Genomic DNA, 22,275 nt, shown 5'->3' with positions numbered 1-22,275 from the left:
GAATGATGGGGCAATACGCTCACAAGCACGCCAGGGCCAAAAACGACCAAGGGGTTGGCATCGTAATGATGCCAACCCCTTGTTTTATATGGCGCTCCCGACTGGAGTCGAACCAGTGGCCTGTCCCTTAGGAGGGGACCGCTCTATCCTACTGAGCTACGGGAGCCTTGTGGCGGGCATTATACAAGAAGCAACTCCCTTTTAAACCCTTGATTCTTATTCCAATACTGCCAAATCCCCATTCTGGATGTTAAACGGCGAATATTTGTTCTGGCTGCTGATGATGGCGCCATCGTCGAATACCTGTACCACCTCGAACAGGCCGTCGGCCGGGTTGCGCATCATGCGCGACTTGCCGTAGGGGTCGATGAAGTCGGCGTTGTGCTGGATGCGGAACTGGTCGCCGAGCTTGACGCCGTTGCGCCGTCCCAGATTGATGTAGGGGCCGCGTTCGTTCTGGCCGACCACCCGGGCGGTGACCGGGGCGCAGGTGAGCTGGGCCACCAGATCCTGAGCGGCTTGCTGCAACTGGTAGTTGACCTCCTGGCCGTAGCTTGACTGCCAGAACTGGCCGCTACTGCTGCCCACTTGCTCCCGCTTGCCGAAGGTCCAGGTGGCGCGTCCTTCGTAGACCTTGCGGTTGACCAGGCTGCCGTTGATGCCGTCGAACAGGTAGAGCTGCATGCGAAAGTTGCGCACCGGATCCTCATACCAGCTGGTCAGCTGGTTGCCCTGTGGCTCGATGGAGAGATCGTCGATGCTGCCGAGCACCAGATACTGGCTGTCGGTACGCAGGCTGAGCGCCTTGATCTCTTCGAGGGCGCTACGATCTCCCTGTTGCAGGTGGAGCGGGTCGATGCGCAGGTTTTCATCCAGCCACTGGCGCACCGCGACCCCTTGCGGGGCGTTGGCGAGGGTCTCGAACAGCCGGCGTGAGAGGTTCTCCGGCATGTCGTCCATGGCGCCGTAGCTTGCCTGATCCGGATAGCGCATCCGCAGCCTGACTAGTGTCAAATCCTTGGCGAAGTGTTGGGTCTGGCAGATCTGGCGCTCGGCCTGAATGTCGGCCATCAGCGTGATGTACATGCGGCCGTTGCGCACCTCTTCCCGTTTGAGCCGGTACTGGCGAATATCGCCGCCGGAGCGGATCTGGATCTGCTCGGAGCGCAGGCTGCCATTTTCCAGACGCTGGACGCTGGAGACAGCCGCACCGCTGGCCAGCAGCGCCTGACGCAGGGCATCGCGGGTCGCCTGCTCGCGGGCATAGACTTCATCGCCCCCGATAATGGCGGCGCTGCCCTGTGCTTCGATAAGCTCGGCGCGGGCGCTCAGGCTGGCCAGCAGCAGGGTCAACAGCAGCGGTAATTTCATAGCAGATACCTTGAGTTGGCGGGCAGGCGCGCCACTTCCTGAGGAGATGACACCCACTGGCCGACATGGATCACAACACTTGCCGGGTGGCAGCGCACGGTTGCGCTGACGATGGTCATTAAAAAGCAAGAATCATGCCTCATTCCTGACTCAAGCTTTGTCCGGCCGGTCCGATAACAAGTCAGGTGCAGATACAGGAAAGGTATCCATGAACAAACTCATCACGGCGTTGGCGCTTGCTCTGGCATTGACCGGGTGTGGCTCCGACCCTATCAATCGGGAGCAGGGTGACCCCCGTCAGGCCGCGCAGGGGATGGAGCTCAACTGGCTGGTGGCGCGTATGACCGATCAGCTGATGGAGCGCAAATCGCTTACCACCCTGACCGAGCCTATCGCGGTAGCCTCTTTCGTCGATCTCGATACCCTGCAGGACACCAACTGGATGGGCCAGCAGATTGAGGAGAGCTTTATCTACGAGCTCAATCGCCGCGGCGAGGTGGTGGTGGACTTCAAGCTGACCGGCAGCATCAAGGTGACGCAGCAGGGGGATTTCGTACTGAGCCGCAACTACAAGGAGCTCTCTTCCCGTTTGCCAATCTCCCGGATTCTGGTCGGCACCTTCAGCCGCAACAGCAAGGGGATCCTGGTCAACGCCCGCGTTATCGACATGCGCACCAAGATGGTGGAGACCACGGCCCAGAGTCTGATCCCGCAAAAATATCTGTTCGGTGCCAACAACTCGTTTGGCCGGGCATCGATCAATCGCGGTTATCTGATGCGTGACAGTCAGGCGAGGCCGGGCGGTCATCTGGTTAACCTGACCCCGTAAGGAGCGAGTCATGAAGATCCTGTTTAGTTGCCTGTTGGCCCTCTTGCTGACGGGTTGCAGCTACAACCGGGTGGTGGATTACACCCAGGGTGGCAAGCCCGATGATTTTCCGGTGCTCAAGGCGGTGGGCTATGCGGTGATCGACATCCAGCCCGGTCCCTCCCAGTCGGAGAAGATGCTGCAAGCCATTCGCGCCTCCAAGATGGATGCCTATCGTGAGCTGGCCGAGCAGCTCAATGGCCAGCAGGTGCGCGGCCAGAGCAGCTACCGCGATCTGACCCAGACCTCCAACTCGCTGGACGTGTCGGTGGCCGGTATGGTGCGCGGTGCCCGGGTAGTCGCCTCCTATCCGCGCGGCAACACCTATGCCACCGAGATGGAGCTCGATACCCGCGCCCTCTACAACATCAATCAGTTGATGGCCGGTCAATTCTGAGTTGATTGCCTGACCTGAAAACAGGCATCAAAACAGGCATCAAAAAAAGGCGAGCATGGTGCTCGCCTTTTGTCATTCAGGGCTGTTTAGCTCCCCATCAGCACTGGCGGCACTGCGGTGGGTTTGACATCCTCACTCGGGTAGCAGCCAAGCACCTTGATATAGCGGGTGATCTTGGTCAGCTCCACCAGTGCGGCCTGCATCGCAGGGGTCTGCAGGTTGGCCGATACATCGAGATAGAACATCTCTTCCCACGGGTTGCCCTGCACCGGACGGGATTCCAGCTTGGTCATGTTGATCTCGTGGCTGCGTAGCACCAGCAGCGCCTCCACCAGCGAACCCGGTTTATGGGAGGTGGACATGATGAGGGTGGTCTTGGCCGGGATCTGCGGCGCCACGTCGATGGGCTTGCGTGCCACCACGATAAAGCGGCTGTAGTTCTCTTTCTGGTTGGCAAGATGCTCGGCCAGTACGTCCAGGCCATAGAGCTCGCCGCCGGCGGCGCTGCCGATGGCCGCCGCTTCCGGGCTGGCCAGCTCTTTCACCTTCATCATGGCGCTGGAGGAGGAGTCGCAGATCTCGTGGCGCGCCCCTTCCAGCTTGCTCAGGTAGTGGGAGCACTGCTGGAACACCTGCGGGTGGGCATAGAAGGTCTTGATGCGACTCAGCTCGGTCGGCACGGCGGTGAGGATGCAGTGCTCGATGGGGTAGGTGAGCTCGCCAACGATGGAGAGGCTGGTGTGCTGCATCACGTCATAGACTTCGTTGATAGAGCCCGAGCTGGTGTTCTCGATGGGCAGCACGCCAAAGGCGGCGCGACCCGACTCCACCGCATCCAGTACTTCACGGAAGTTCTGGCAGTTTACTTCGATCACCTGATCCTTGTAGCGCGCCAGATATTTGCGGGCGGCCAGGCTGGAGTAGGAACCGCGCGGTCCCAGATAGGCGACGCTGGTCATCGGCTCCTGCTGCTCCGGATTGAGCAGGCTCTGCAGATAGGCCTGCTGGGAGAGCACCGAGTCCTCGATGATGGTGTGGTAGATGCGGGTGATGTACTGGGCATCCAGCCCCAGCACGCGTCCTTGCTGGATCAGGGCGACCAGCAGCTCCTGCTCCCGCTGGTGGTCACGGATGGGGCGCGGGTTGGCTTGCTTGGCTCGGGCTACCTCGATGCTGAGGGTCTTGCGTTTTGCCAGCAGGGCAAGCAGCTCCTGATCCAACCGGGTGATGTCTTGTCTGATCTCGTCGAGCGTTGCCATGATGGTTCCCTATCCAATTAATCGATTGATATTGATGCAAAAAAAAGCCTCCGCGAGGGGAGGCTTGATTCGTCTTTGCTTTCTGTTCACACGACGACAGGCCTTCCCTCAAGCGGGCCGGATAAACGAGAAAGCAAAGAAGAATGGTGCGTGCATAAGTGTGTCCTTGAAGTAACGTCATAACCATTAAGGGATTTGCCGCTGCGATGCAAGTAAAACTTGCCCGCACCGCGAGATGGGGGCAGGGTATCCGGTCAAGTGGCAGGCGTATGAACGGCTTTATATGAAGCTTAATGTTTGCCCGCGATTCAGCGCTGCAGGAGGTTGTGATGGCGATTATTTTCGATTTGGGACGGGTGGTGGTGAGCTGGGATCCGGTCGGCATAGTGAGCTCGGTGCGTGGCCCGGAAGAGGCCGAACAGCTGGCGGAGCGGCTGTTTAATCATCAGGACTGGCTGGAGGTGGACAGAGGCACCATGTCACTGCACACCATGGCTCGTCAGGCAGAGCGCAGAACCGGCCTGAGCGCCGCAGAAAACCTGGCGATTTTGCAGGCGGTGCCTCCGTCGCTGTTGCCAGATCCCGCTATGCTAACCTTGATGGCCGAGCTGCACGGAGCGGGCCATTCGCTCTATGCCCTCTCCAACATGGGGCACGCCAGCATCGACTGGCTGGAGCTGCATCAGGATTTCTGGCGCTTTTTCAGCGGCAAGGTGGTCTCGGCGCGGGTGCGGATGATGAAGCCGGAGCCGGATATCTATCGCTACCTGCTGGTGTCGTTCGATCTCAAACCGGCAGAGTGCATCTTCATTGATGACAGCCCCGCCAACGTAGCGGCGGCAGAGGCCCTTGGCATCAGGGGCATGGTCTTCACCGACGCGGCGAGTTGCCGCCAGCAGCTGGTTGAGCTGGGCTGTTTGCCTGCCACCGGCAAGGGGTAATGCCCCTTTGGGAGCGTTATGGAGCATGGCCGGTTTCGCAATTGGCTCAGTCACTATCCTGAGTCGAGCCTGCTGATCGCCTGCAAGGATGGCAGCGGTTATCAACTATGTATCGAAGCGGAAGGGGAGTGCCTCTGCCTGACCGACAGCGAGGGAGGGCGCCTGACCTTCACCTCGCTGGATCAGGCGCAGGGTTTCTTGCGAGCCCATCGGGTTCACCAAGCAAGATTACGAATTTATGACGCCCAAAATGAAGATTTAGCAGCAGAATCACAGGAAATAATCATCAAGTTTTAATTTTAACCAGACTCTTTAAGGGTCTATTCAGTTTGTTTGCCGCACAATACTGCACCTGTTCATCATCCGGAGCTGTTTAATGGGTGCCAATGTAGTTGTACTGAATCAGGGATATGATCACTCTTTTCAAGCCAGGGAACAGCTGCTGATTGAGCGACTGGCAAGTTTTGACGAGCTGGTTGTCTCTTTTTCGGGACGGTTGGAATCCTGCTACAGCATCGAGCTGTGCCGCGCTGCCGGTGTGAAAATCCACGCAATTACCCTCGATAATCCGACCCGCAGTCGCAGCGAAGTGGCCCGTGCCCGCCGTTATTGCCAGCGTTATGGTATCGATCACTGGGTCATCAAGAGTGACGAGATCGTCTTTTGCGATCGCCTGCCAAATATTGAAGGGCTGATCGACCCGGTTCGCCGCATTGGTGAGTATGTGCAGACTCGTCCGGAATGGACTCATCTGCCGTTGCTGGTTCCGGCAGCGGTGGAGGAGCGTGATGATTATCTTGCCCAGTTCGGGTCTCTGCCTGCCAACTCAATCTGGTTTTTTGCCGAAAACGGATTGATGCGTCGCGATTATCGTTACGGCTTCAACAAGCGTCAGCTCGGTCGCTGGGGCAAGGGGAGCAACGGTTGCCTCAGCAATCGCTTCACCAATCCACGGCAGCTTGAGCAGCGTTATCTGCGAATGGTCGATCAGGCCGAGCAGATGCTGGCCGACATGGGGCTGGACGAAGCACAGGTCTTTTTCCATACCCTGTGTGACTGCTCCACCACCCTGGCCCGGGTGCGTCTGCCCGAACATCAGCGTGCGCAGGCCTTTGATATGCAATCGGATATTTTGTCTGCCCTCAAGGGGAGCAAGTTCGATCTGGTGACCCTGGATATGGCACAGAAAGAGCGGCACGATCTCGCCATCTAGCCTGCTGGCAAGCGATGCGGGTGCCAGAACGTGAGTGCTGTCATAGGCAAGGGTCGACGGGACTGTTTATACTGTCGCCCTTTCACCCGTTACCGAGCTTCGCCCTATGAAACCCTTCTCCCGTCTGCTGATTGCCCTGTGCCTCTCCCCCGTATTGGTGCAGGCTGCCCCTCTTTCTCAGGTGACGCTGCCCGATGGCCGGCAGGTTCAGCTCAACGACGACTTCACCTGGGAGTATCTGGTGGTCAAACCGGCCGAGCCCTTACAGGGCGTGGCTGCTGATGGGAAGGCAGGGGCTGTGGTGGCCGTCGCAGCTCCGGTGCTGACCGATCAGGCCAAGGCCAATCCGGAACTGCTTGCCCAGATGGCGCGTGACGGTGTGGTGGTCAAGCTGGACAAGATCGAGGGATCTGACCCGCTGGTGCTGACCTTTATGGTGAGCAATACCGGCACCCGCAATGTAGTCGGGGTGCATGGCATGGTGACCCTGTTCAGTGCTGACGGGGTGCAGCTGAGCCGTCAGGAGGCCCGCTTCTGGGTTGCCGAGAACCGCCTGCCGGAAACCTATCTGCGCAAGGGGCAAGCCCGTCCGTCGCTGGGCCTCGAGATCCCCCGTCCTGCCGGATTGACTGGTCAGCCGCTGGTGCGGGTCGAAATTGACGAGGTGGTCTTCCGCTGATTTGGCGTTGTTCCGGCCCATGCACACTGCTTGGGCCGGCAACTTGTTGCCGCTGACACCCCCTGCAATATCTGCTTACATCTGACATGGTTCTGCAACAGCTTGCAGCTCGGCAAGCCGGGAACCTGACCGCACAATGACTCCATACCAGCTCGCTAGCAACGGGCCCAATCACATGGAGTTATCATCATGAAAAAAGCAACTGTCTCTCTTCTGGTTCTGGCCGGGTTTGCCTCTACTTCCGTCATGGCGCAGGATGCCTTCAGCTACGCCAAGGGTTCCGCCACCTGGGCGCACACCAAATCCGACTATCTCAGCGGTACCTTCAGCAATGACAGCAAAGGAACCCGTGATTTTGGCGGTCTGAGCCTGGATCTCTCCAAGAGCTTCGGCTCCAATTTCTATGGTCGCGGCAGCACTGAATACACCTCTCGCAGCAACGGCAACGACAGCATGTCGATCTCCAGCATCGGTGTCGGTGTATTTACCCCGCTGAGCACGGGTCTGAACCTCTACGGTGAAACCGGTTTGACCGGCTACATGCTGGAGCGTGAACTTGCCAGCGATATCGCTAACAAAGGGTGGGATGCTGTTGCTCGCAAAGATAGCGGTAGCATGTACGGTGAAGTGGGTCTGCGCTACGACATCGGCAATGTCGAGCTCTCCACTGCCTACCGCTACGCCAACATGACCGACGATATGCACGACTTCAAGGTGGGCGGTGCCTACAAGCTCAACCAGAATTGGGCGCTGACTGCCGATTACACCTATCGCAACTGGGATCTGCAAAAAGGTTCCATCTCCAGCCTGGGTGTGAAGTACAGCTTCTAATCCTCCTTCCCGTAGTCCGTAGTGTCTTGATTTTTACCCATGGCGTTCGCCATGGGTTTTTTCTTTTTCCGGTGATCCCTTTTTTCTCCTTGTGTCGTATCAGTCGCAAATAGTTATACAACTTTCATTTTTTTGTATAACTGCTATAACTGAATCAATGCTTATACAAGGAGCGTCATCATGTACAAGATTAAAGTCGGTATCAGTGCCTGCCTGCTGGGACAAGAGGTACGTTTCGATGGGGGCCACAAGCGCTCCAGCTTCTGCGAACGGGATCTTGGCGCTCACTTTGACTATCACCCCGTCTGTCCCGAGATGGCCATTGGTCTAGGGGCGCCTCGCGCCGCCATCCGGCTGGTCAAGCGCAACGGCGAGATCCGCGCCGAGGCGAGCAACGGCAGCTTCGATGTCACCGAAAAGCTGATTGCCTTCAGCGAGCAGAAAGCGCGCCAGCTCGACTTTATCTCCGGCTATATCCTCTGTGCCAAATCACCCAGCTGTGGCATGGAGCGGGTCAAGGTCTATGGCGCCAACAACGAGGGGAGCGCCAAGGAGGGGATCGGCCTCTTTGCCAAGGCGTTGATGGAGGCCAACCCCCTGCTGCCGGTGGAAGAGGATGGTCGGCTCTGTGATCCCATCCTGCGGGAGAACTTCGTGCTGAGGGTCTTCGCCTACCACGACTGGCAGCAGCTCTGTGCGCGTGGTATCACCGCCTCTGCGCTAATCCGCTTCCACTCCCGCTACAAGTATCTGGTGCTCTCCCATGCCACCACCCACTACAGGGCGCTCGGCAAGCTGCTCGGCAATCTGGGCAAGTCCACCAACTTGCAGGAGGTGGCCGACAACTACATCAAGGGATTGATGACGGCGCTGACTCTGCGGGCCAACCGTCGCAGCCACACCAATGTGCTGATGCACCTGCAGGGCTACTTCAAGCGGGTGCTGACCCCGGCCCAGAAGCAGGAGCTTGCCGATACCATCGACAAGTACCGCACCGGTATCTTCCCCTTGCTGGTGCCGCTCACCCTGATCCGTCACTACCTGCGCGAGTACCCCAATCCCTATCTCGCCGAGCAGGTTTATCTCAATCCGCACCCCGATACGCTCAAATTGCGTTACGGGCTCTGAATCCGTTCTGTTGCCTCGGCGCATGGCTTGCGCCGGGGCGCTTTACCCTTCTGTTTGATGGACGTTGTCATGTCTGATTTATCGCAAGAAGTTGCTCCTCTGGCTGATGAGGGGATCTACCCCATTCGCGAGGTCTCTCGTCTTACCGGCGTCAATGCCGTGACCCTGCGCGCCTGGCAGCGCCGCTACGGGTTGGTACAACCGGCTCGCACCGAAAAGGGCCACCGCCTCTACAGCGAACAGGATATCCGCCAGATCGGCGAGATCCTGAGCTGGCTGGAGCGGGGGGTGAGTATCGGGCAGGTGAAAGGGCTCTTGAGCGAACCCCATTCCGCGCCAGTGAGCGATCACTGGCAGCAGACCCTGGAGCAGTTCAGTCAGGCGCTGCTCGCCTTCAATCAGCGCAAGGCGGAGGCCGAGCTCAACGACCTGTTGGCAAGCTATCCGTTCGAGCTGGTGCGTAGCCGGGTACTGCAACCGCTGGCGGAGCGACTGCTCGGGCTGTGGCGCGAGCGGCCCGATGGCGAGCTGTTGCAACAGGTGTGGCTGGGCTGGCTCCATACCAGCTTCGCCCGCCACCTGATCGAGCAGGAGAAGGGCGTGCCGATCACGCTGGCGAGCTGGGGACAGGTCGGCCCCCTCGATCTGGTCTGGGCCGCCTACGAGCTGATCGGTCAGGGCTATGAGGTGCAACTGCTGGGGGCGGTCGAACCTCGCCATGCCAGCCTGCTGGAAGGACGTGCCGTTACCCCCTGGCTGGTATTGCTGGGAGCCGGTCTTGGCAAACAGGATCTGGCCGCCGGGTGGCCCGCCGGTACGCGCCTGTTTGGCGAGCTGGGGCGCCTCTACGATGATGAGTGGCTTAAAGCCCATGGCTGGCAGGCGAGTCTTGCCGAGCTGATGGTGGACGCACCTGCTGCGGGTGGTGCCAGCGGACGTGGGAGGAAAAAATCATGAAACTGGTCTGGTTTCGCAACGATCTGCGCCTTGCCGACAACCCGGCGCTGCGGCATGCCTGCGCCGGTGATGAACCGGTGGCCGCGCTCTTTATCGTCTCTCCTACCCAGTGGCGGCAGCACAAAATGGCCCCGATTCGTCAGCGCTTTATGTTGGCGCAGGTGGATGAATTGGGCCGCGAGCTGGCGGTGCTCGGCATCCCGCTCCATCTGCTGCGAGTGGAGACCTTTGCCGAGGTGCCCGCTGCGCTGGCAGACCTCTGCCGCGAGCTGGGGGTGACCCAGCTCTACGCCAATCAGGCTATCGAGCTCGATGAGCAGCGCCGCGATCACGCCGTCAGCGCCTCGCTGGCAGAGCAGGCGGTGAGTTGTCACTGGTTCAACGGCTGCTGCGTATTGCCGCCGGGGCGGGTACTGACCGGCTCGGGTGAGATGTTCAAGGTGTTCACCCCCTTCAGCCGAGCCTGGCTCAAGGCCCTTGACGAGGAGGGGTTTGTCATTCATCGCGCTCCTGCGCCACGGGGCGAGCCACTGCCGTGGCAGCCGCTGGCCGAGCGGGCGTGGGTTGATGAGGCGCTCGGCGAGCTGACGCCTGATCCACGCTGGCCGGTGGGGGAGGCGGAAGCTCTGCGTCGTTTGAACATTTTTCTGGAGCAGGCGGTGCTCGACTATGGCGAGACCCGGGATTTTCCTGCCATCGCAGGCACCTCCGTGCTCTCCCCCTATCTGGCGGCGGGCATCATCAGCCCCCGTCAGTGTGTGGCGGCGCTCCAGCAGCGGCTCGGCTATCGGCCCCAGTCGAATGCCCAGCCCGGCTTTGTCTGGCTCAATGAGCTCATCTGGCGCGAGTTCTATCGCCACCTGCTGGTGCTGATCCCGACCCTCTCCATGAATCGCCCCTTCAAGCCCGAGGCGGCGGCCTTGCCGTGGAGCTGGGATCCGGATGCCTTCGCCGCCTGGTGCGAGGGACGAACCGGCTACCCCATCGTCGATGCGGCGATGCGCTGCCTCAACGCCACCGGCTGGATGCACAACCGGTTGAGAATGATAGTGGCGAGCTTTCTCACCAAGGATCTCCATATCCACTGGCGGCTCGGGGAGGATTACTTCATGAGTCGGCTCATCGATGGCGATCTGGCGGCCAACAACGGCGGCTGGCAGTGGGCAGCGGGTACCGGCGCTGATGCGGCGCCCTATTTTCGGGTCTTCAACCCCACCACTCAGGGGCAACGATTTGATCCACAAGGGGAGTTTATCCGTACCTGGGTAACTGAACTGGCCGATATTCCCGCCGCTTATGTGCATCAGCCCCACGACTGGCTGCGGCTCAAGGGGCGGCAGGATTATCCGGCTCCCATGGTGGATCACGCCGTTGCCCGGGTGAGAGCCATCGAGATGTTTCGCGCTCTGGAGAAATAGGATGAACGAGCCGCTGGCCCGCTTTATTGGCCTCTATCAGCAACTGGACAAACAGCAGTTGCACCGCTTGCCCGAGGTCTATGCCGAACAGGTGGTCTTTACCGATCCGGCCCACCGTATCGAGGGGCTGGCGGCCCTTGGCGACTATTTTGCCGCCCTCTATCAGCGCCTCGCCTACTGCCGTTTCGTCATCACCAGTCAGCAGCAGCAGGGGCCGCAGGCCTGGCTCGGCTGGACCATGACCTTCTCTCACCCCAGATTGTGTGGTGGTGATCCGGTGACGGTGGAGGGGGCCACCCGCCTCGAATTCGACGAGGCGGGCAAGGTGTGCCAGCACAGGGACTATTTTGACCTGGGCGCCATGCTCTACGAGCAGTTGCCGCTGCTTGGGCCCGTGGTGCGCACCATCAAGATGAGGCTTGGCGCATGAGCGGCCGAGTGCTTATTACAGGCGCGACCTCTGGCATAGGTCGTCAACTGGCGCTGGATTACCGGCGGGCAGGCTGGCAGGTGTGGGGTTGTGGCCGCGATGGTGAACGGCTGCAGGCGCTGGGGCTGCACGGTGTCACGCCGCTGCAGTTCGATGCCCGTGATCTGGCCGCTATGAACGGGGTGGCTGCTACGCTGCCATTCCTCGATCTGCTGATCCTCAACGCAGGTAACTGCGAGTACATGGATGTGGCGGAGGGGTTTGACAGCGAGCTGTTTGCCCGTGTCATCGACACCAATCTGACCGCCACCGGCCATGCGCTGGCCGCCTTCTTGCCGTTGCTCGGGGCTGGGTCACGGCTGGCCATCGTTAGCTCGTCGGTGAGCTGGCTGCCGCTGCCGCGAGCTGAGGCCTATGGTGCCTCCAAGGCGGCCCTCGACTATCTGGCGGATACCTTGCGCCTCGATTTGGCCAGCAAAGGGATTGGGGTGACCCTGATCCGCCCCGGCTTTGTCCAGACGCCGCTCACCGCCAAAAATGATTTTCCCATGCCCTGTCTGGTGACGGTGGAAGAGGCCTCCCGCGCCATCATGGACGGGCTGACCGCTGGTCGTCACCAGATCCACTTTCCCCGCCGTTTCATCTGGTTGCTGCGCCTGCTTGGTGCGCTGCCGGTGGGGCTCTGGCTGCGCCTTGGCCGCGCACTCGTATCGAAAGGAAGCCATTCATGAAGAAAAAGATCGCCATCGTCGGTTCAGGGATCTCGGGGCTCACCGCCGGTTTTCTGCTCCACAAACTCCATGACATAACCCTGTTCGAGGCGGCGCCGACTCTGGGCGGCCATACTGCGACCGTCGATGTGAATCAGGCTGGCCGCAGCTATGCCATCGACACCGGCTTTATCGTCTTCAACGATCGCACCTACCCCAACTTCTTGAAGTTGCTGGCGCGGATCGGCATGGCGCGCCAACCGGCCGAGATGAGCTTCTCGGTGAAGAGCCCGGAGGGGCTGGAGTATAACGGCCACAACCTCGACACCCTGTTTGCCCAGCGCAGCAATCTGTTGAGCCCCCGTTTCTACGGTTTTGTTGGCGAGATTTTGCGCTTCAACCGGGAGGCACGGGCCTGGTTGGCAGATGGTCAACATCAGGGTGCTGGCCCCGAGTTGACGCTGGGAGACTTTCTGCTGGCGGGGGAGTTTAGCGACTACTTCGCCCGCCACTACATCTTGCCGATGGGAGCGGCGATCTGGTCATCGACCCTGGCCGATATGCGCGCCTTTCCCCTTGGCTTCTTCCTGCGCTTTTTTGCCAACCATGGCCTGCTGGATGTGGCCAATCGCCCCCAGTGGTACGTGATTCCGGGCGGCTCGCGGGAATATATCGGCCCCCTTACCGCGGGTTGGCAGTCGCAGATCCGCCTCGCCTGTCCGGTGCAGAGCGTACGGCGGGACGCGGACGGAGTGGTGATCCAGAGCAGTTACGGTGAGGAGCGGTTTGACGAGGTGATCTTCGCCTGCCATAGCGATCAGGCGTTGGCGCTGCTGGCGGATCCCGGCGAGCGGGAGCAGGACATCCTCGGCGACATGCCCTATCAGGCCAACGATGTCTGGCTCCATACCGATGCTCGCTGCCTGCCCACCCGCCGCAAGGCATGGGCCAGCTGGAACTATCAGCTAGATGGCAACGACGAGGCGCGGCCGCTGGTGAGCTACAACATGAACATCCTGCAGGGGGTGAACTCGCCGGAGCCCTTCTGCGTCAGTCTCAACCCCAAGGGCAAGGTGGATGAGAGCAAGGTGTTGCGCCGCTTCGTCTATCACCATCCGGTGTTCAATCAGGCCTCCATCGCCGCCCAGCAGCGGCGCGCGGAGATCTGCGGCCAGCAGCACACCCACTTCTGTGGTGCCTACTGGTACAACGGCTTCCATGAGGATGGGGTGCGCAGCGCGCTGGATGTCGCCAGGCGCTTCGGAGCCGAGCTATGAACGGCGCCACCGTGGCCACCGAACATGAGCGTACAGACGAACTGGCTGGCGTGACCAGCGCCATCTGGCAGGGCTCGGTGCGCCACCGCCGTTTTGCACCGCGGGCTCACGCCTTCTCCTACAGCCTCTTTATGCTGGGACTGGATCTCGACGAGCTGCCGCAGCTCGATCAGGGGCGCTGGTTCGGTGTGGAGCGCTCGGGACTGCTTTCGTTTCACCGCCATGACTATCTCAAGGGGAGTGAGGGAAGCCTCAAGCAGGCGGTGTGGCAGAAGGTGAGCGAGCTGGGTGGCGATGCCGAGCCGGAGGGGCGGGTACTGCTGCTCGGCAACGTGCGCTGTCTGGGGTTCTACTTCAGCCCGGTCAACTTCTACTTCTGCTACCGGCAGGGCGAGGCGCGCTATCTGCTGGCAGAGGTGTCGAACACTCCCTGGAACGAGCGTCACTACTACCTGCTGGATCTGGCGGCGCTGGCACCCCATGACAAGGATTTTCACGTCTCCCCCTTTATGGGGCTGGCGATGCGTTATCACTGGCGGATCAGGCCGCCTGCGCAGGAGACTCTGATCCATATCGAGAGTCATCCCGTATCCGGTGAAGCCAAGCTGTTTGACGCAACCCTGGCGCTCACTCGCGAACCGCTGTCGCGCAAGGGGCTGGTGGCTCTGCTGGCCCGCTGGCCATGGATGACCATGAAGGTGCTGCTCGGGATCTACTGGCAGGCCCTGCGTCTATTTATCAAACGAACCCCGATATTTACCCATCCGGAGAGCCGCTAATGGAACTTGCTCAATCAACCCTCTCTGCCTCTTTCATCGACAAGGGGGCAAGACAACTGCTGCTCAATCTGCTGGGTCGCCTCGAACATGGCCAACTGCTGCTGCGGGATGGCGGTGAGCGCCACAGCTTTGGCGTCGCGGGTACCGATCTGCATGCCGAACTGGTGGTGCAGGATCCTGCCTTCTATCGTCGCCTGTTGCTGGGGGGCAGCATTGCCGCCGGAGAAACCTGGGTGGAGGGGCTCTGGACCAGCCCGGATCCGGTGGCGCTGGTGCGGCTGCTGGCCCGCAACCTGACCCTGCTTGACTCCCTCGAGCGGCGCCTCGGCTGGCTCAGCTTCCCGTTCAACAAGGTGCGCCACTGGCTCAACCGCAATACCCTGACCGGTTCGCGCTCTAACATCGCCGCCCACTACGATCTCGGCAATACCCTCTATCAGGGGTTTCTCGACAGCCATATGCAGTACTCGAGCGCCATCTATCCGAGCGCCGACGCCACTCTGGAAGAGGGGCAGCAAGCCAAGTTGCGCACCATCTGCGAGCGGCTGGAGCTGGGCCCTGACGATCATCTGCTGGAGATCGGCACCGGCTGGGGTGGCCTCGCTGTCTATGCCGCGCGCCACTACGGCTGCCGGGTGACGACCACCACCATCTCCCGAGCCCAGCATGACTATGCCAAAGAGTGGATTGCGCGGGAGGGGCTGGGGGATCGCATCACCTTGCTGCTGGAGGATTACCGCAAGCTGGAAGGCACCTATGACAAGCTGGTCTCCATCGAGATGATCGAGGCGGTGGGCCACGCCTTCCTGCCCGACTATTTCCGCCAGCTGTCACGGCTGCTCAAGCCCGGTGGCCGTCTGCTCATTCAGGCCATCACCATCGCCGATCAGCGCCATGCCCAGTATCTGCGCGGGGTCGATTTCATCCAGCGCTACATCTTCCCCGGCGGCTGCCTGCCGAGCGTCTCCCAGATGGCGGGGTTGCTGGCGCGGGAGACCGACATGCAACTGGTGCGGTTGCACGATCACGGTCACCACTATGCCCGCACCCTGGCTCACTGGTGCGATCGCTTTCTGGCGCTGGCGCCCGAGCTGCCCAAGCTCGGTTACAGCCAGGATTTCATCCGGTTGTGGCACTTCTACTTCGCCTATTGCGAGGGGGGATTCTGGGAGCGCACCATCAGTCTGGTGCAGCTGGAGGCCGCCAAGCCGGGGCCCGCTGGCTGGACGGGTGATGTGCCAGTAAGCGGTCACTGACCATGTGGCAGTGGGCTCACCTGCTGGGGTTCAACCTCTACTGGTTGCTGGCGGTGAAGTGGCAGCAGCCGGGCCCGCTGCTGGCAATGTTGCTGCTGCACTTTCTCTTCTCACCCAGCCGCCAGCGTGACTGGCGGCTGCTTCCCATCGCGGTGGCCGGTTGTCTGCTGGATGCCCTGCTCTGGCAGCTCGGCCTGTTCCATTTCCCGTCCGGTTTTCCCCTCTGGCTGGTGTTGCTCTGGCTCGGTTTTGCCCTGACGCTTGCCCACGGTATGCGCTGGCTGCTGCGCTTGCCTCGCTGGCAGCAGGCGCTGTTTGGCGTGTTTGGCGGTGCCTCCTCCTATGTGGCGGGGGCCGCCATGGGGGCAGTACACTTACCTTGGGGCATCTGGAGCAGCACGGCGCTGCTGGCAGTGATCTGGATGTGGTGGTTACCCGTACTCCTGTGGGTAATGGTCAAGCTGGAGGGTGAGTCATGACAAACACCTTTTCGACCGACTCGTTGCTTTTTTCCAAATGGACCAAAGAGAGCCAGCATGAGCTCACTGATCGCTTCTATCTGGTGGTTGCCTGCCAGCGGGATGCGCAGGGGCAGCTGCTGCAGGTGGTGATGCAGGATATCAATACCCTGCAGGAACAGGAGATGGACTGGCATGAACTGGAAGACCCCAACCACTGGCATATGGGGTGGAATTAACCCGCTGCTGCTGGCGTTTACGCTCTTGGCTGCAACCGCAGTGCAGGCTTCTGCCGCCCCCTGGCAGCAGCTGCGCCCGGTCGGGCAGGGGGAGATGAACTGGCTCTGGTTCAAGCTATACGATGCCACTCTCTACAGTGCGAGCGGGCGCTATCAGCCCGGTCACTATCCGCAGGCCCTGACCCTAATCTATGCCAGGTCCATCGAGCGGGAAGATCTGCTGAGCGCCACTGCCGCCGAGTGGCAGCGGCTCGGTCTTGGCTCTGACGCCGAGCGTCAGCGCTGGCTTGGCCAGCTCGCTGCACTCTGGCCAGATGTGCAGGCAGGCGACAAGCTTACCTTCTATGTCGACAAGGGCGGTGCAGGCCACTTCTGGTGGCAGGAAAAACCCCTCGGCACCCTGGCCGATCCGCAATTCTCGGCCGCTTTTCTCGCCATCTGGCTGGCTGACAATAGTCGCGATCCCGCCCTTACCCGCCGCCTGCGTGGCCAACCCTGAACATGGAGTCTTTGATGTCCTTCTATCGTGCATACCGCTGGTTGCTGTTGCTCCCTTTTTTGCTGCTGAGTGGCTGTGGTGCCAGTCTCGATGACTATCGGGGGCAGGGGCCAAACTGGGATCTCGCCCGTTTCTTCAACGGTAAATTAGTGGCTCACGGCTTGGTAACCGACCGCAGCGGCGAAGTGACCAGTCGCTTTCGGGTCGAGATGGTGGGTCGTTGGAAGGATGGCAAGGGAGAGCTGTTCGAGCAGTTCTACTTTGACGATGGCCGCCAGCAGACCCGTACCTGGTATCTGAGCAAGGGGGTTGACGGTCACTGGCGAGGTACTGCTTCCGATGTGGTGGGAGAGGCGGTGGGTAAAAGCCAAGGGTTCGCCCTCAACTGGCGTTATCAGCTCGATCTGGCGCTACCGGATGGCGAGGTGGTGCGGGTGAGCTTCGATGACTGGATGTACCTGCTGGACGAAGAGCGTCTAATCAATCGTGCCGAGATCAGCAAGTTCGGTATCCATCTTGGCGAAGTGATCCTCTATATCGAACGTCAGCCCTGACCGTTAACGCAAGATAACGGCCAGTAAAAAGCGCGCCGATGGCGCGCTTTTGTTTACCGAAAAACCAGAGTCATCAGATGATGCGGTTCTCTTCCAGCATCTTGCGACGGGCCTCTTCCTTGGCCATCTTCTTCTTGCGGTTGTCGCAGGGTTCCGGGCAATCGCACTCTTTCTCGATGCCGACGCTACCCAGACCGCCACAGGAGCCGGAGATGGTCTTCTTCTGGAAGATGTAACCGATAGCCATGGCGGCTATCACCAGCATGAATACCCCGAAGGTGATCAGAAAAATCTGCATCTCTACCTCTTACTTCTTGACCAGATAGGGCTTGAAGGCATCGGAGTAAGCCTCTTCAAAGCCGTTGTCCGTCTTGGTGATCACGAAGATCGCCAGGCCGCGCTCGTTGGCATAGGCCAGGCTCTTCTCGGTCCCCATCACCATAAACACGGTGGCCAGCCCGTCTGCGGTCATGCAGGAGGGGTGGATCACGGTGACCGATACCAGACGGTGCTGGATCGGTTTGCCGCTGCGCGGATCTATGGTGTGGGAGAAGCGCTGACCATCCAGTTCATAGTAGTTGCGGTAATCGCCGGAGGTGGCCACCCCGTTGTCACCGGGCACGATCACCTCTTGCACCGTGCCGGTGCCTGCGGTGGGCTTCTCGATGGCCACGCGCCAGGGGTGACCCTTGCCGTTCACGCCATTGATCCGCAGCTCGCCGCCAATCTCCACCAGATAGTTACGTGCACCCAGTGACTCCAGATACTCGGCTACCTTGTCCACACCAAAGCCCTTGGCGATGGCGGAGAGATCGACGTAGAGGTCCGGAATATCTTTTTGCAGGGTATCGGCATCCACCGAGGTGATGACGTGCAGGTTGCCCAGACCAGTCTTCTGGCGAGTCTGGGTGATCAGCTCGTCGGAAGGAATCTTGGTCGGCTTCTTGTCCGGGCCAAAGCCCCACAGATTGACCAAGGGGCCAACGGTGACGTCCAGCGCCCCCTGGCTCTCACGGCCAATGTGAATGGCCTCTGTGACGACCCGTGCGGTATCGCGGGAGACCACTACCGGTTTGTTGTCACGGCTCTGGTTGAAGCGTGACAGTTCGGAATCGGGGCGATAGGTCGACATCTGGTCGTTGACCCGCTCCAGCAACACATCCACCTCAGCTTGAAGCTTGGCCGGATCGCTGATGGCGCTGTCCGCTACCTTGATGGAGTAGTAAGTGCCCATGGTGCTACCGGTGATGTGGATCTCCGGTTTGGATTGGACCGTCTCCTGACCGCACCCAGTCAAGAAAAAGGCTAGCCCGAAGGCTAGCCAGGTCTTTACAACACTGTGCATGGATTAACCACCAAAGTCATCCAACAGGATGTTTTCGTCTTCAACGCCCAAGTCTTTGAGCATGTTGATGACGGCAGCGTTCATCACCGGAGGTCCACACATGTAGAACTCGCAATCTTCCGGTGCTTCGTGGTTCTTGAGATAGTTCTCGTAGAGCACGTTATGGATGAAGCCGGTGTAGCCGTCCCAGTTGTCTTCCGGTTGCGGATCAGACAGGGCGACGTTCCAGGTGAAGTTCTCGTTCTCGGCGGCGAGCATGTCAAAGTCTTCGACATAGAACATTTCGCGCTTGGAACGGGCACCGTACCAGAAGCTCATCTTGCGCTTGGACTTCAGGCGACGCAGCTGGTCGAAGATATGGGAACGCATCGGCGCCATACCTGCACCACCACCGATGAATACCATTTCGGCATCGGTGTCTTTGGCGAAGAACTCACCGAACGGACCGGAGATAGTCACCTTGTCGCCAGCCTTCAGGCTGAAGATATAGGAGGACATCTGTCCCGGAGGGGCAGTCCAGTTGCTCGGGGGCGGGGTCGCGATACGCACGTTCAGCATGATGATGCCGAACTCTTCCGGATAGTTGGCCATGGAGTAGGCACGGATGATCGGCTCATCGACCTTGGACTCCAGCTCAAAAATCTTGAAGCGATCCCAGTCCCCGCGATACTCCTCGGGAATATCGAAGTTCTTGTAGTGCACGTGGTGAGCCGGGGCTTCAATCTGGATATAACCACCGGCGCGGAACGGCACGCTCTCGCCATCGGGGATCTGCAGCTTGAGCTCCTTGATGAAGGTGGCCTTGTTATCGTTGGAGATAACAGTACATTCCCACTTCTTCACCCCGAAGATCTCTTCCGGCAGTTCGATATCCATGTCGGAGCGAACGGTAACCTGACAGGCCAGACGCTCGCCGTGACGGGCTTCGCCCTTGCTGATGTGATCCAGTTCGGTCGGTAGAATGTCGCCGCCACCGGATTTCACCCGTACCTTGCACTGGCCGCAGGAGCCACCGCCGCCACAGGCGGAGGAGACGAAGATACCGCTGCCAGCCAGCACGCCGAGCAGCTTGCCACCGGCCGGGCTGGTCACAGCCTTGGCCGGGTCACCATTGATGCTGATTGTCACGTCGCCCGCGGTCACCAGCTTGGACTTGGCGAACAGAATGACTGCCACCAGTGCCAGCAGGATCACGGTAAACATGACCACACCCAAAATAATTTCCATCTATCGTTCCTTTCTGATTGCAGGAAAGCCGATTACAGGGAGATACCAGAGAAGGACATAAAGCCCAGCGCCATCAGGCCGGCAGTGATGAAGGTGATGCCCAGACCACGCAGGCCTTGTGGAACATCGGAGTACTTCATCTTCTCGCGGATACCTGCCAGCGCAACGATCGCCAGCATCCAGCCTGCACCTGAACCCACGCCGTAGACCACAGACTCCATGAAGTTGTAGTCACGCTGCACCATGAAGGAGACGCCACCGAAGATGGCGCAGTTCACGGTGATGAGCGGCAGGAAGATACCCAGGGCGTTGTAGAGAGCCGGGAAGTACTTGTCCAGCGCCATCTCCAGGATCTGCACCAGCGCCGCGATCACCCCGATGAAGGTGATGAAGCTCAGGAAGCTCAGATCCAGGTCAGGGGAGAGGGCACCTGCCTTCAGCACGTAGTTGTAGATCAGGTTGTTGACCGGTACGGCGATGGTTTGCACCACGATAACGGCAATACCAAGACCCATGGAGGTCTTTACCTTCTTGGACACCGCCAGGAAGGTACACATCCCCAAGAAGAAGGAGAGTGCCAGGTTTTCGATGAAAATCGAACGAATCAACAGACTCAGATAGTGTTCCATACCTTAATCCTTCGCCTCCACCTGCTTGGGATCCTTGGTGCGAACGCCCCAGATGATCAGACCAATGATGAAGAATGCACTCGGCGGCAGCAGCAGCAGACCGTTGGGTACATACCAGCCACCGTTGTTCACCAGCGGCAGCAGCTCGATGCCGAACCAGGTGCCGGAGCCCAGCAGTTCACGCACGGTAGCGACGCTCAGCAGAATGGCGCCATAGCCCAGACCGTTGCCGATACCATCCAGGAAGGAGGGGAGCGGCGCGCTCTTCATGGCGTAGGCTTCGGCACGACCCATCACGATACAGTTGGTGATGATGAGGCCGACGAAGACCGACAGCTGCTTGGAGATGTCATAGGCATAAGCCTTGAGCACCTGGTCAACCACGATAACCAGCGAAGCGATGATGGCCATCTGGGCAATGATCCGCACGCTGTTCGGGATCTGGTTGCGGATCAGAGAGATGAACAGGTTTGAGAAGGCGGTGACCGCCATAACCGCGAGGGTCATTACAAACGCTGTCTTCATCTGGCTGGTAACCGCGAGTGCAGAACAGACACCCAGCACCTGCAAGGCGATGGGGTTGTTGCCCAGCACAGGGGTCAACAGCAACTTTTTCATTTCGCTCTTGTCAGCCATTGTTGATTTCTCCTGCACGAACCTTGGCCAGGAAAGGACCGAAGCCCTTGGGACCCATCCAGAAGTCGAAGGTATGCTGTACGCCGTTACCGGTCAGAGTGGCACCGGAGAGACCGTCGATCTCGTGCTCGGAGCCCGCCGGAGCGTGACCCTTGATGACGCGCAGCGCCGGCATGCCATCCTGATCGAACAGCTTCTTGCCGACAAACAGCTCACGCCAGGCCGGATTCTCGATTTCACCGCCCAGACCCGGGGTTTCACCGTGGTCGTAGTAGGTGATGCCCTTGATGGTCTGGCCATCAGCGGCAACTGCGACGAAGGCATACATGGTCGACCACAGACCCTGACCGTAGATGGGCAGGATGATGTTGTCGATCTTGCCTTCGGCATCCTTGGCGAAGAACACCGGAACCAGCTTGGAGATCTGACGCAGACCAGCCTTGTCGTCGGCAGCAGCCAGACGGATGTTTTGCGCCGGATCTTTGGCCGCCTGCTTGGTATCGAAGTTGTCGGCATCGCCGTCAACAAAGTTACCGGTGGCAAGATCCACCAGACGGGCTTCGATCTTGTCGCCATACAGCTTGGCCAGATCGCGCTTGGCCACATCGCTGATGTCCACGCCGGCTACGGCGAGAATGTTGCTCTGCTTGTCCAGCGCCTTGTTCTCCTCTTGGGTAGAACGCAGGCCAACGGCAGCAACGGATACCACGATGGAACAGGCCAGGCAGAGGCCGGTTACCACGCTGATGGTGCCGAGGGTTGAGTCTTTATTAAACGCCACGAGCAATCCTCCGCTTGATGTTTGCCTGAGCGACGAAGTGGTCAAACAGGGGAGCAAACAGGTTTGCAAACAGAATGGCCAGCATCATGCCTTCCGGGAACGCCGGGTTGACCACGCGAACCAGCACGACCATCACGCCGATCAGGGCGCCGTACCACCACTTGCCCTTGTTGGTAAAGGCGGCGGAGACCGGGTCGGTTGCCATGAAGGCCATACCGAAGGCAAAGCCACCCAGCACCAGATGCCAGTGCCACGGCATGTTGAACATGGGGTTGGTATCGGAACCGATGACGTTGAACAGCAGGGAGGTGGCGATCATACCGATCATCACGCCGGCGATGATGCGCCAGGAGGCGATGCGCATGTAGACGATCATGGCTGCGCCCAGCAGGA

Annotated in this window: 28 protein-coding genes, 1 tRNA gene and 1 other annotated feature; of the genes, 19 read left to right on the top strand and 10 right to left on the bottom strand. The window is 59.8% G+C overall.

Annotated elements, in window-relative coordinates; all coding sequences use genetic code 11:
* Positions 1-89: 89 nt before the first annotated feature.
* Both AACS18_RS00290 and AACS18_RS00285 read right to left on the bottom strand, forming a co-directional pair.
* Positions 90-166 (bottom strand) — tRNA-Arg (locus tag AACS18_RS00290).
* A 50-nt stretch (positions 167-216) separates the two neighbouring features.
* Positions 217-1,371 carry a flagellar assembly protein FlgT gene (locus tag AACS18_RS00285; RefSeq protein WP_101323835.1) on the bottom strand — a complete coding sequence of 385 codons (1,155 nt, stop codon included), beginning with the start codon at positions 1,369-1,371 and terminating at the stop codon, positions 217-219.
* Between the two features lie 208 nt (positions 1,372-1,579).
* On the opposite strand from AACS18_RS00285, the gene AACS18_RS00280 reads away from it, so the two are divergent.
* On the top strand, positions 1,580-2,200 hold the full coding sequence (locus AACS18_RS00280; protein ID WP_162517171.1) for a FlgO family outer membrane protein: 621 nt from the start codon (positions 1,580-1,582) through the stop codon (positions 2,198-2,200).
* Positions 2,201-2,210: 10 nt separating this feature from the next.
* On the top strand, positions 2,211-2,636 hold the full coding sequence (locus tag AACS18_RS00275; protein WP_108611967.1) for an LPP20 family lipoprotein: 426 nt from the start codon (positions 2,211-2,213) through the stop codon (positions 2,634-2,636).
* Between the two features lie 86 nt (positions 2,637-2,722).
* On the opposite strand, the gene pheA is transcribed toward AACS18_RS00275, so the two are convergent.
* Positions 2,723-3,895 (bottom strand): prephenate dehydratase, encoded by a 1,173-nt coding sequence (gene pheA / locus AACS18_RS00270; RefSeq protein WP_108611966.1) that lies wholly within the window; start codon positions 3,893-3,895, stop codon positions 2,723-2,725.
* A 38-nt stretch (positions 3,896-3,933) separates the two neighbouring features.
* Positions 3,934-4,055, bottom strand: a sequence feature (Phe leader region).
* Between the two features lie 169 nt (positions 4,056-4,224).
* Here pheA and AACS18_RS00265 point away from each other — a divergent pair.
* The 17 genes from AACS18_RS00265 to AACS18_RS00185 all read left to right on the top strand — a co-directional run bounded on the left by AACS18_RS00265 (position 4,225) and on the right by AACS18_RS00185 (position 17,264).
* Complete coding sequence (locus AACS18_RS00265; protein ID WP_108611974.1) at positions 4,225-4,836, top strand: HAD family hydrolase; 612 nt, start codon at positions 4,225-4,227, stop codon at positions 4,834-4,836.
* An 18-nt stretch (positions 4,837-4,854) separates the two neighbouring features.
* Positions 4,855-5,133: a DUF6482 family protein gene (locus AACS18_RS00260; RefSeq protein WP_108611965.1), complete on the top strand. Its 279-nt coding sequence runs from the start codon at positions 4,855-4,857 to the stop codon at positions 5,131-5,133.
* Positions 5,134-5,212: 79 nt separating this feature from the next.
* Positions 5,213-6,049, top strand: coding sequence for a hypothetical protein (locus AACS18_RS00255; protein WP_108611964.1), 837 nt, complete (start codon positions 5,213-5,215; stop codon positions 6,047-6,049).
* Between the two features lie 106 nt (positions 6,050-6,155).
* On the top strand, positions 6,156-6,728 hold the full coding sequence (locus AACS18_RS00250; RefSeq protein ID WP_108611963.1) for a DUF3157 family protein: 573 nt from the start codon (positions 6,156-6,158) through the stop codon (positions 6,726-6,728).
* A 189-nt stretch (positions 6,729-6,917) separates the two neighbouring features.
* The gene (locus AACS18_RS00245; RefSeq protein WP_108611962.1) at positions 6,918-7,559 is read left to right on the top strand and encodes an outer membrane beta-barrel protein; all 642 of its coding nucleotides are present in this window, start codon (positions 6,918-6,920) and stop codon (positions 7,557-7,559) included.
* A 180-nt stretch (positions 7,560-7,739) separates the two neighbouring features.
* Positions 7,740-8,687 carry a YbgA family protein gene (locus tag AACS18_RS00240; protein ID WP_005343644.1) on the top strand — a complete coding sequence of 316 codons (948 nt, stop codon included), beginning with the start codon at positions 7,740-7,742 and terminating at the stop codon, positions 8,685-8,687.
* 69 nt (positions 8,688-8,756) lie between these two features.
* On the top strand, positions 8,757-9,644 hold the full coding sequence (locus AACS18_RS00235) for a MerR family transcriptional regulator (protein WP_108611961.1): 888 nt from the start codon (positions 8,757-8,759) through the stop codon (positions 9,642-9,644).
* Positions 9,641-11,062 (top strand): deoxyribodipyrimidine photo-lyase, encoded by a 1,422-nt coding sequence (phrB, locus tag AACS18_RS00230; protein ID WP_108611960.1) that lies wholly within the window; start codon positions 9,641-9,643, stop codon positions 11,060-11,062. The genes AACS18_RS00235 and phrB overlap by 4 nt, the downstream gene beginning before the upstream one ends.
* 1 nt (position 11,063) lies before the next feature.
* Complete coding sequence (locus AACS18_RS00225; protein ID WP_108611959.1) at positions 11,064-11,492, top strand: nuclear transport factor 2 family protein; 429 nt, start codon at positions 11,064-11,066, stop codon at positions 11,490-11,492.
* Positions 11,489-12,223, top strand: a complete 735-nt coding sequence (locus AACS18_RS00220) for an SDR family NAD(P)-dependent oxidoreductase (protein ID WP_108611958.1) — start codon at positions 11,489-11,491, stop codon at positions 12,221-12,223. The genes AACS18_RS00225 and AACS18_RS00220 overlap by 4 nt, the downstream gene beginning before the upstream one ends.
* The gene (locus AACS18_RS00215; RefSeq protein WP_108611957.1) at positions 12,220-13,479 is read left to right on the top strand and encodes an NAD(P)/FAD-dependent oxidoreductase; all 1,260 of its coding nucleotides are present in this window, start codon (positions 12,220-12,222) and stop codon (positions 13,477-13,479) included. The genes AACS18_RS00220 and AACS18_RS00215 overlap by 4 nt, the downstream gene beginning before the upstream one ends.
* Complete coding sequence (locus tag AACS18_RS00210) at positions 13,476-14,258, top strand: DUF1365 domain-containing protein (protein ID WP_108611956.1); 783 nt, start codon at positions 13,476-13,478, stop codon at positions 14,256-14,258. The genes AACS18_RS00215 and AACS18_RS00210 overlap by 4 nt, the downstream gene beginning before the upstream one ends.
* On the top strand, positions 14,258-15,514 hold the full coding sequence (locus AACS18_RS00205) for an SAM-dependent methyltransferase (protein ID WP_108611955.1): 1,257 nt from the start codon (positions 14,258-14,260) through the stop codon (positions 15,512-15,514). The genes AACS18_RS00210 and AACS18_RS00205 overlap by 1 nt, the downstream gene beginning before the upstream one ends.
* Before the next feature lie 2 nt (positions 15,515-15,516).
* Positions 15,517-15,993 (top strand): DUF2878 domain-containing protein, encoded by a 477-nt coding sequence (locus tag AACS18_RS00200; RefSeq protein ID WP_108611954.1) that lies wholly within the window; start codon positions 15,517-15,519, stop codon positions 15,991-15,993.
* A complete protein-coding gene (locus AACS18_RS00195; protein ID WP_108611953.1) occupies positions 15,990-16,211 on the top strand; it encodes a TIGR02450 family Trp-rich protein in 222 nt (73 codons plus the stop codon). The genes AACS18_RS00200 and AACS18_RS00195 overlap by 4 nt, the downstream gene beginning before the upstream one ends.
* Complete coding sequence (locus AACS18_RS00190) at positions 16,168-16,710, top strand: chalcone isomerase family protein (RefSeq protein WP_181363230.1); 543 nt, start codon at positions 16,168-16,170, stop codon at positions 16,708-16,710. Before AACS18_RS00195 ends, AACS18_RS00190 begins: the two co-directional genes overlap by 44 nt.
* 14 nt (positions 16,711-16,724) lie before the next feature.
* On the top strand, positions 16,725-17,264 hold the full coding sequence (locus tag AACS18_RS00185) for a DUF3833 domain-containing protein (RefSeq protein ID WP_076495531.1): 540 nt from the start codon (positions 16,725-16,727) through the stop codon (positions 17,262-17,264).
* Positions 17,265-17,337: 73 nt separating this feature from the next.
* Here the strand turns inward: AACS18_RS00185 and nqrM are convergent, their stop codons facing one another.
* From nqrM to AACS18_RS00150, 7 genes are all read right to left on the bottom strand, one after another.
* Entirely contained in the window at positions 17,338-17,562 is a 225-nt protein-coding gene (gene nqrM, locus AACS18_RS00180) for a (Na+)-NQR maturation NqrM (protein ID WP_005338668.1), read from the bottom strand.
* Positions 17,563-17,571: 9 nt separating this feature from the next.
* A complete protein-coding gene (locus tag AACS18_RS00175) occupies positions 17,572-18,609 on the bottom strand; it encodes an FAD:protein FMN transferase (RefSeq protein WP_108611952.1) in 1,038 nt (345 codons plus the stop codon).
* A gap of 3 nt (positions 18,610-18,612) precedes the next feature.
* Positions 18,613-19,836 (bottom strand): NADH:ubiquinone reductase (Na(+)-transporting) subunit F, encoded by a 1,224-nt coding sequence (gene nqrF / locus AACS18_RS00170; protein WP_005338656.1) that lies wholly within the window; start codon positions 19,834-19,836, stop codon positions 18,613-18,615.
* A 32-nt stretch (positions 19,837-19,868) separates the two neighbouring features.
* Positions 19,869-20,465 carry an NADH:ubiquinone reductase (Na(+)-transporting) subunit E gene (gene nqrE, locus AACS18_RS00165; protein WP_033114211.1) on the bottom strand — a complete coding sequence of 199 codons (597 nt, stop codon included), beginning with the start codon at positions 20,463-20,465 and terminating at the stop codon, positions 19,869-19,871.
* A 3-nt stretch (positions 20,466-20,468) separates the two neighbouring features.
* A complete protein-coding gene (locus tag AACS18_RS00160) occupies positions 20,469-21,101 on the bottom strand; it encodes an NADH:ubiquinone reductase (Na(+)-transporting) subunit D (RefSeq protein ID WP_033114212.1) in 633 nt (210 codons plus the stop codon).
* Entirely contained in the window at positions 21,094-21,882 is a 789-nt protein-coding gene (locus tag AACS18_RS00155) for a Na(+)-translocating NADH-quinone reductase subunit C (protein ID WP_033114213.1), read from the bottom strand. Before AACS18_RS00155 ends, AACS18_RS00160 begins: the two co-directional genes overlap by 8 nt.
* A partial coding sequence (locus AACS18_RS00150) for an RnfABCDGE type electron transport complex subunit D (protein ID WP_181363229.1) occupies positions 21,872-22,275 on the bottom strand: 404 nt, incomplete at its 5' end. The genes AACS18_RS00150 and AACS18_RS00155, both read right to left, overlap by 11 nt.

It is taken from the genome of Aeromonas sp. HMWF015 (assembly GCF_963878965.1).
Classification (GTDB): Bacteria; Pseudomonadota; Gammaproteobacteria; order Enterobacterales; family Aeromonadaceae; genus Aeromonas; species Aeromonas veronii.
Note: the sequence above shows the minus strand (reverse complement) of the source record. Positions and strands in the feature narration are given on the sequence as shown.

Coding starts and splice junctions, on each gene's coding strand:
- AACS18_RS00285 (WP_101323835.1), bottom strand. CDS start 1,371: ATGAAATTACCGCTGCTGTTGACCCTGCTGCTGGCCAGCCTGAGCGCC.
- AACS18_RS00280 (WP_162517171.1), top strand. CDS start 1,580: ATGAACAAACTCATCACGGCGTTGGCGCTTGCTCTGGCATTGACCGGG.
- AACS18_RS00275 (WP_108611967.1), top strand. CDS start 2,211: ATGAAGATCCTGTTTAGTTGCCTGTTGGCCCTCTTGCTGACGGGTTGC.
- pheA (WP_108611966.1), bottom strand. CDS start 3,895: ATGGCAACGCTCGACGAGATCAGACAAGACATCACCCGGTTGGATCAG.
- AACS18_RS00265 (WP_108611974.1), top strand. CDS start 4,225: ATGGCGATTATTTTCGATTTGGGACGGGTGGTGGTGAGCTGGGATCCG.
- AACS18_RS00260 (WP_108611965.1), top strand. CDS start 4,855: ATGGAGCATGGCCGGTTTCGCAATTGGCTCAGTCACTATCCTGAGTCG.
- AACS18_RS00255 (WP_108611964.1), top strand. CDS start 5,213: ATGGGTGCCAATGTAGTTGTACTGAATCAGGGATATGATCACTCTTTT.
- AACS18_RS00250 (WP_108611963.1), top strand. CDS start 6,156: ATGAAACCCTTCTCCCGTCTGCTGATTGCCCTGTGCCTCTCCCCCGTA.
- AACS18_RS00245 (WP_108611962.1), top strand. CDS start 6,918: ATGAAAAAAGCAACTGTCTCTCTTCTGGTTCTGGCCGGGTTTGCCTCT.
- AACS18_RS00240 (WP_005343644.1), top strand. CDS start 7,740: ATGTACAAGATTAAAGTCGGTATCAGTGCCTGCCTGCTGGGACAAGAG.
- AACS18_RS00235 (WP_108611961.1), top strand. CDS start 8,757: ATGTCTGATTTATCGCAAGAAGTTGCTCCTCTGGCTGATGAGGGGATC.
- phrB (WP_108611960.1), top strand. CDS start 9,641: ATGAAACTGGTCTGGTTTCGCAACGATCTGCGCCTTGCCGACAACCCG.
- AACS18_RS00225 (WP_108611959.1), top strand. CDS start 11,064: ATGAACGAGCCGCTGGCCCGCTTTATTGGCCTCTATCAGCAACTGGAC.
- AACS18_RS00220 (WP_108611958.1), top strand. CDS start 11,489: ATGAGCGGCCGAGTGCTTATTACAGGCGCGACCTCTGGCATAGGTCGT.
- AACS18_RS00215 (WP_108611957.1), top strand. CDS start 12,220: ATGAAGAAAAAGATCGCCATCGTCGGTTCAGGGATCTCGGGGCTCACC.
- AACS18_RS00210 (WP_108611956.1), top strand. CDS start 13,476: ATGAACGGCGCCACCGTGGCCACCGAACATGAGCGTACAGACGAACTG.
- AACS18_RS00205 (WP_108611955.1), top strand. CDS start 14,258: ATGGAACTTGCTCAATCAACCCTCTCTGCCTCTTTCATCGACAAGGGG.
- AACS18_RS00200 (WP_108611954.1), top strand. CDS start 15,517: ATGTGGCAGTGGGCTCACCTGCTGGGGTTCAACCTCTACTGGTTGCTG.
- AACS18_RS00195 (WP_108611953.1), top strand. CDS start 15,990: ATGACAAACACCTTTTCGACCGACTCGTTGCTTTTTTCCAAATGGACC.
- AACS18_RS00190 (WP_181363230.1), top strand. CDS start 16,168: ATGAACTGGAAGACCCCAACCACTGGCATATGGGGTGGAATTAACCCG.
- AACS18_RS00185 (WP_076495531.1), top strand. CDS start 16,725: ATGTCCTTCTATCGTGCATACCGCTGGTTGCTGTTGCTCCCTTTTTTG.
- nqrM (WP_005338668.1), bottom strand. CDS start 17,562: ATGCAGATTTTTCTGATCACCTTCGGGGTATTCATGCTGGTGATAGCC.
- AACS18_RS00175 (WP_108611952.1), bottom strand. CDS start 18,609: ATGCACAGTGTTGTAAAGACCTGGCTAGCCTTCGGGCTAGCCTTTTTC.
- nqrF (WP_005338656.1), bottom strand. CDS start 19,836: ATGGAAATTATTTTGGGTGTGGTCATGTTTACCGTGATCCTGCTGGCA.
- nqrE (WP_033114211.1), bottom strand. CDS start 20,465: ATGGAACACTATCTGAGTCTGTTGATTCGTTCGATTTTCATCGAAAAC.
- AACS18_RS00160 (WP_033114212.1), bottom strand. CDS start 21,101: ATGGCTGACAAGAGCGAAATGAAAAAGTTGCTGTTGACCCCTGTGCTG.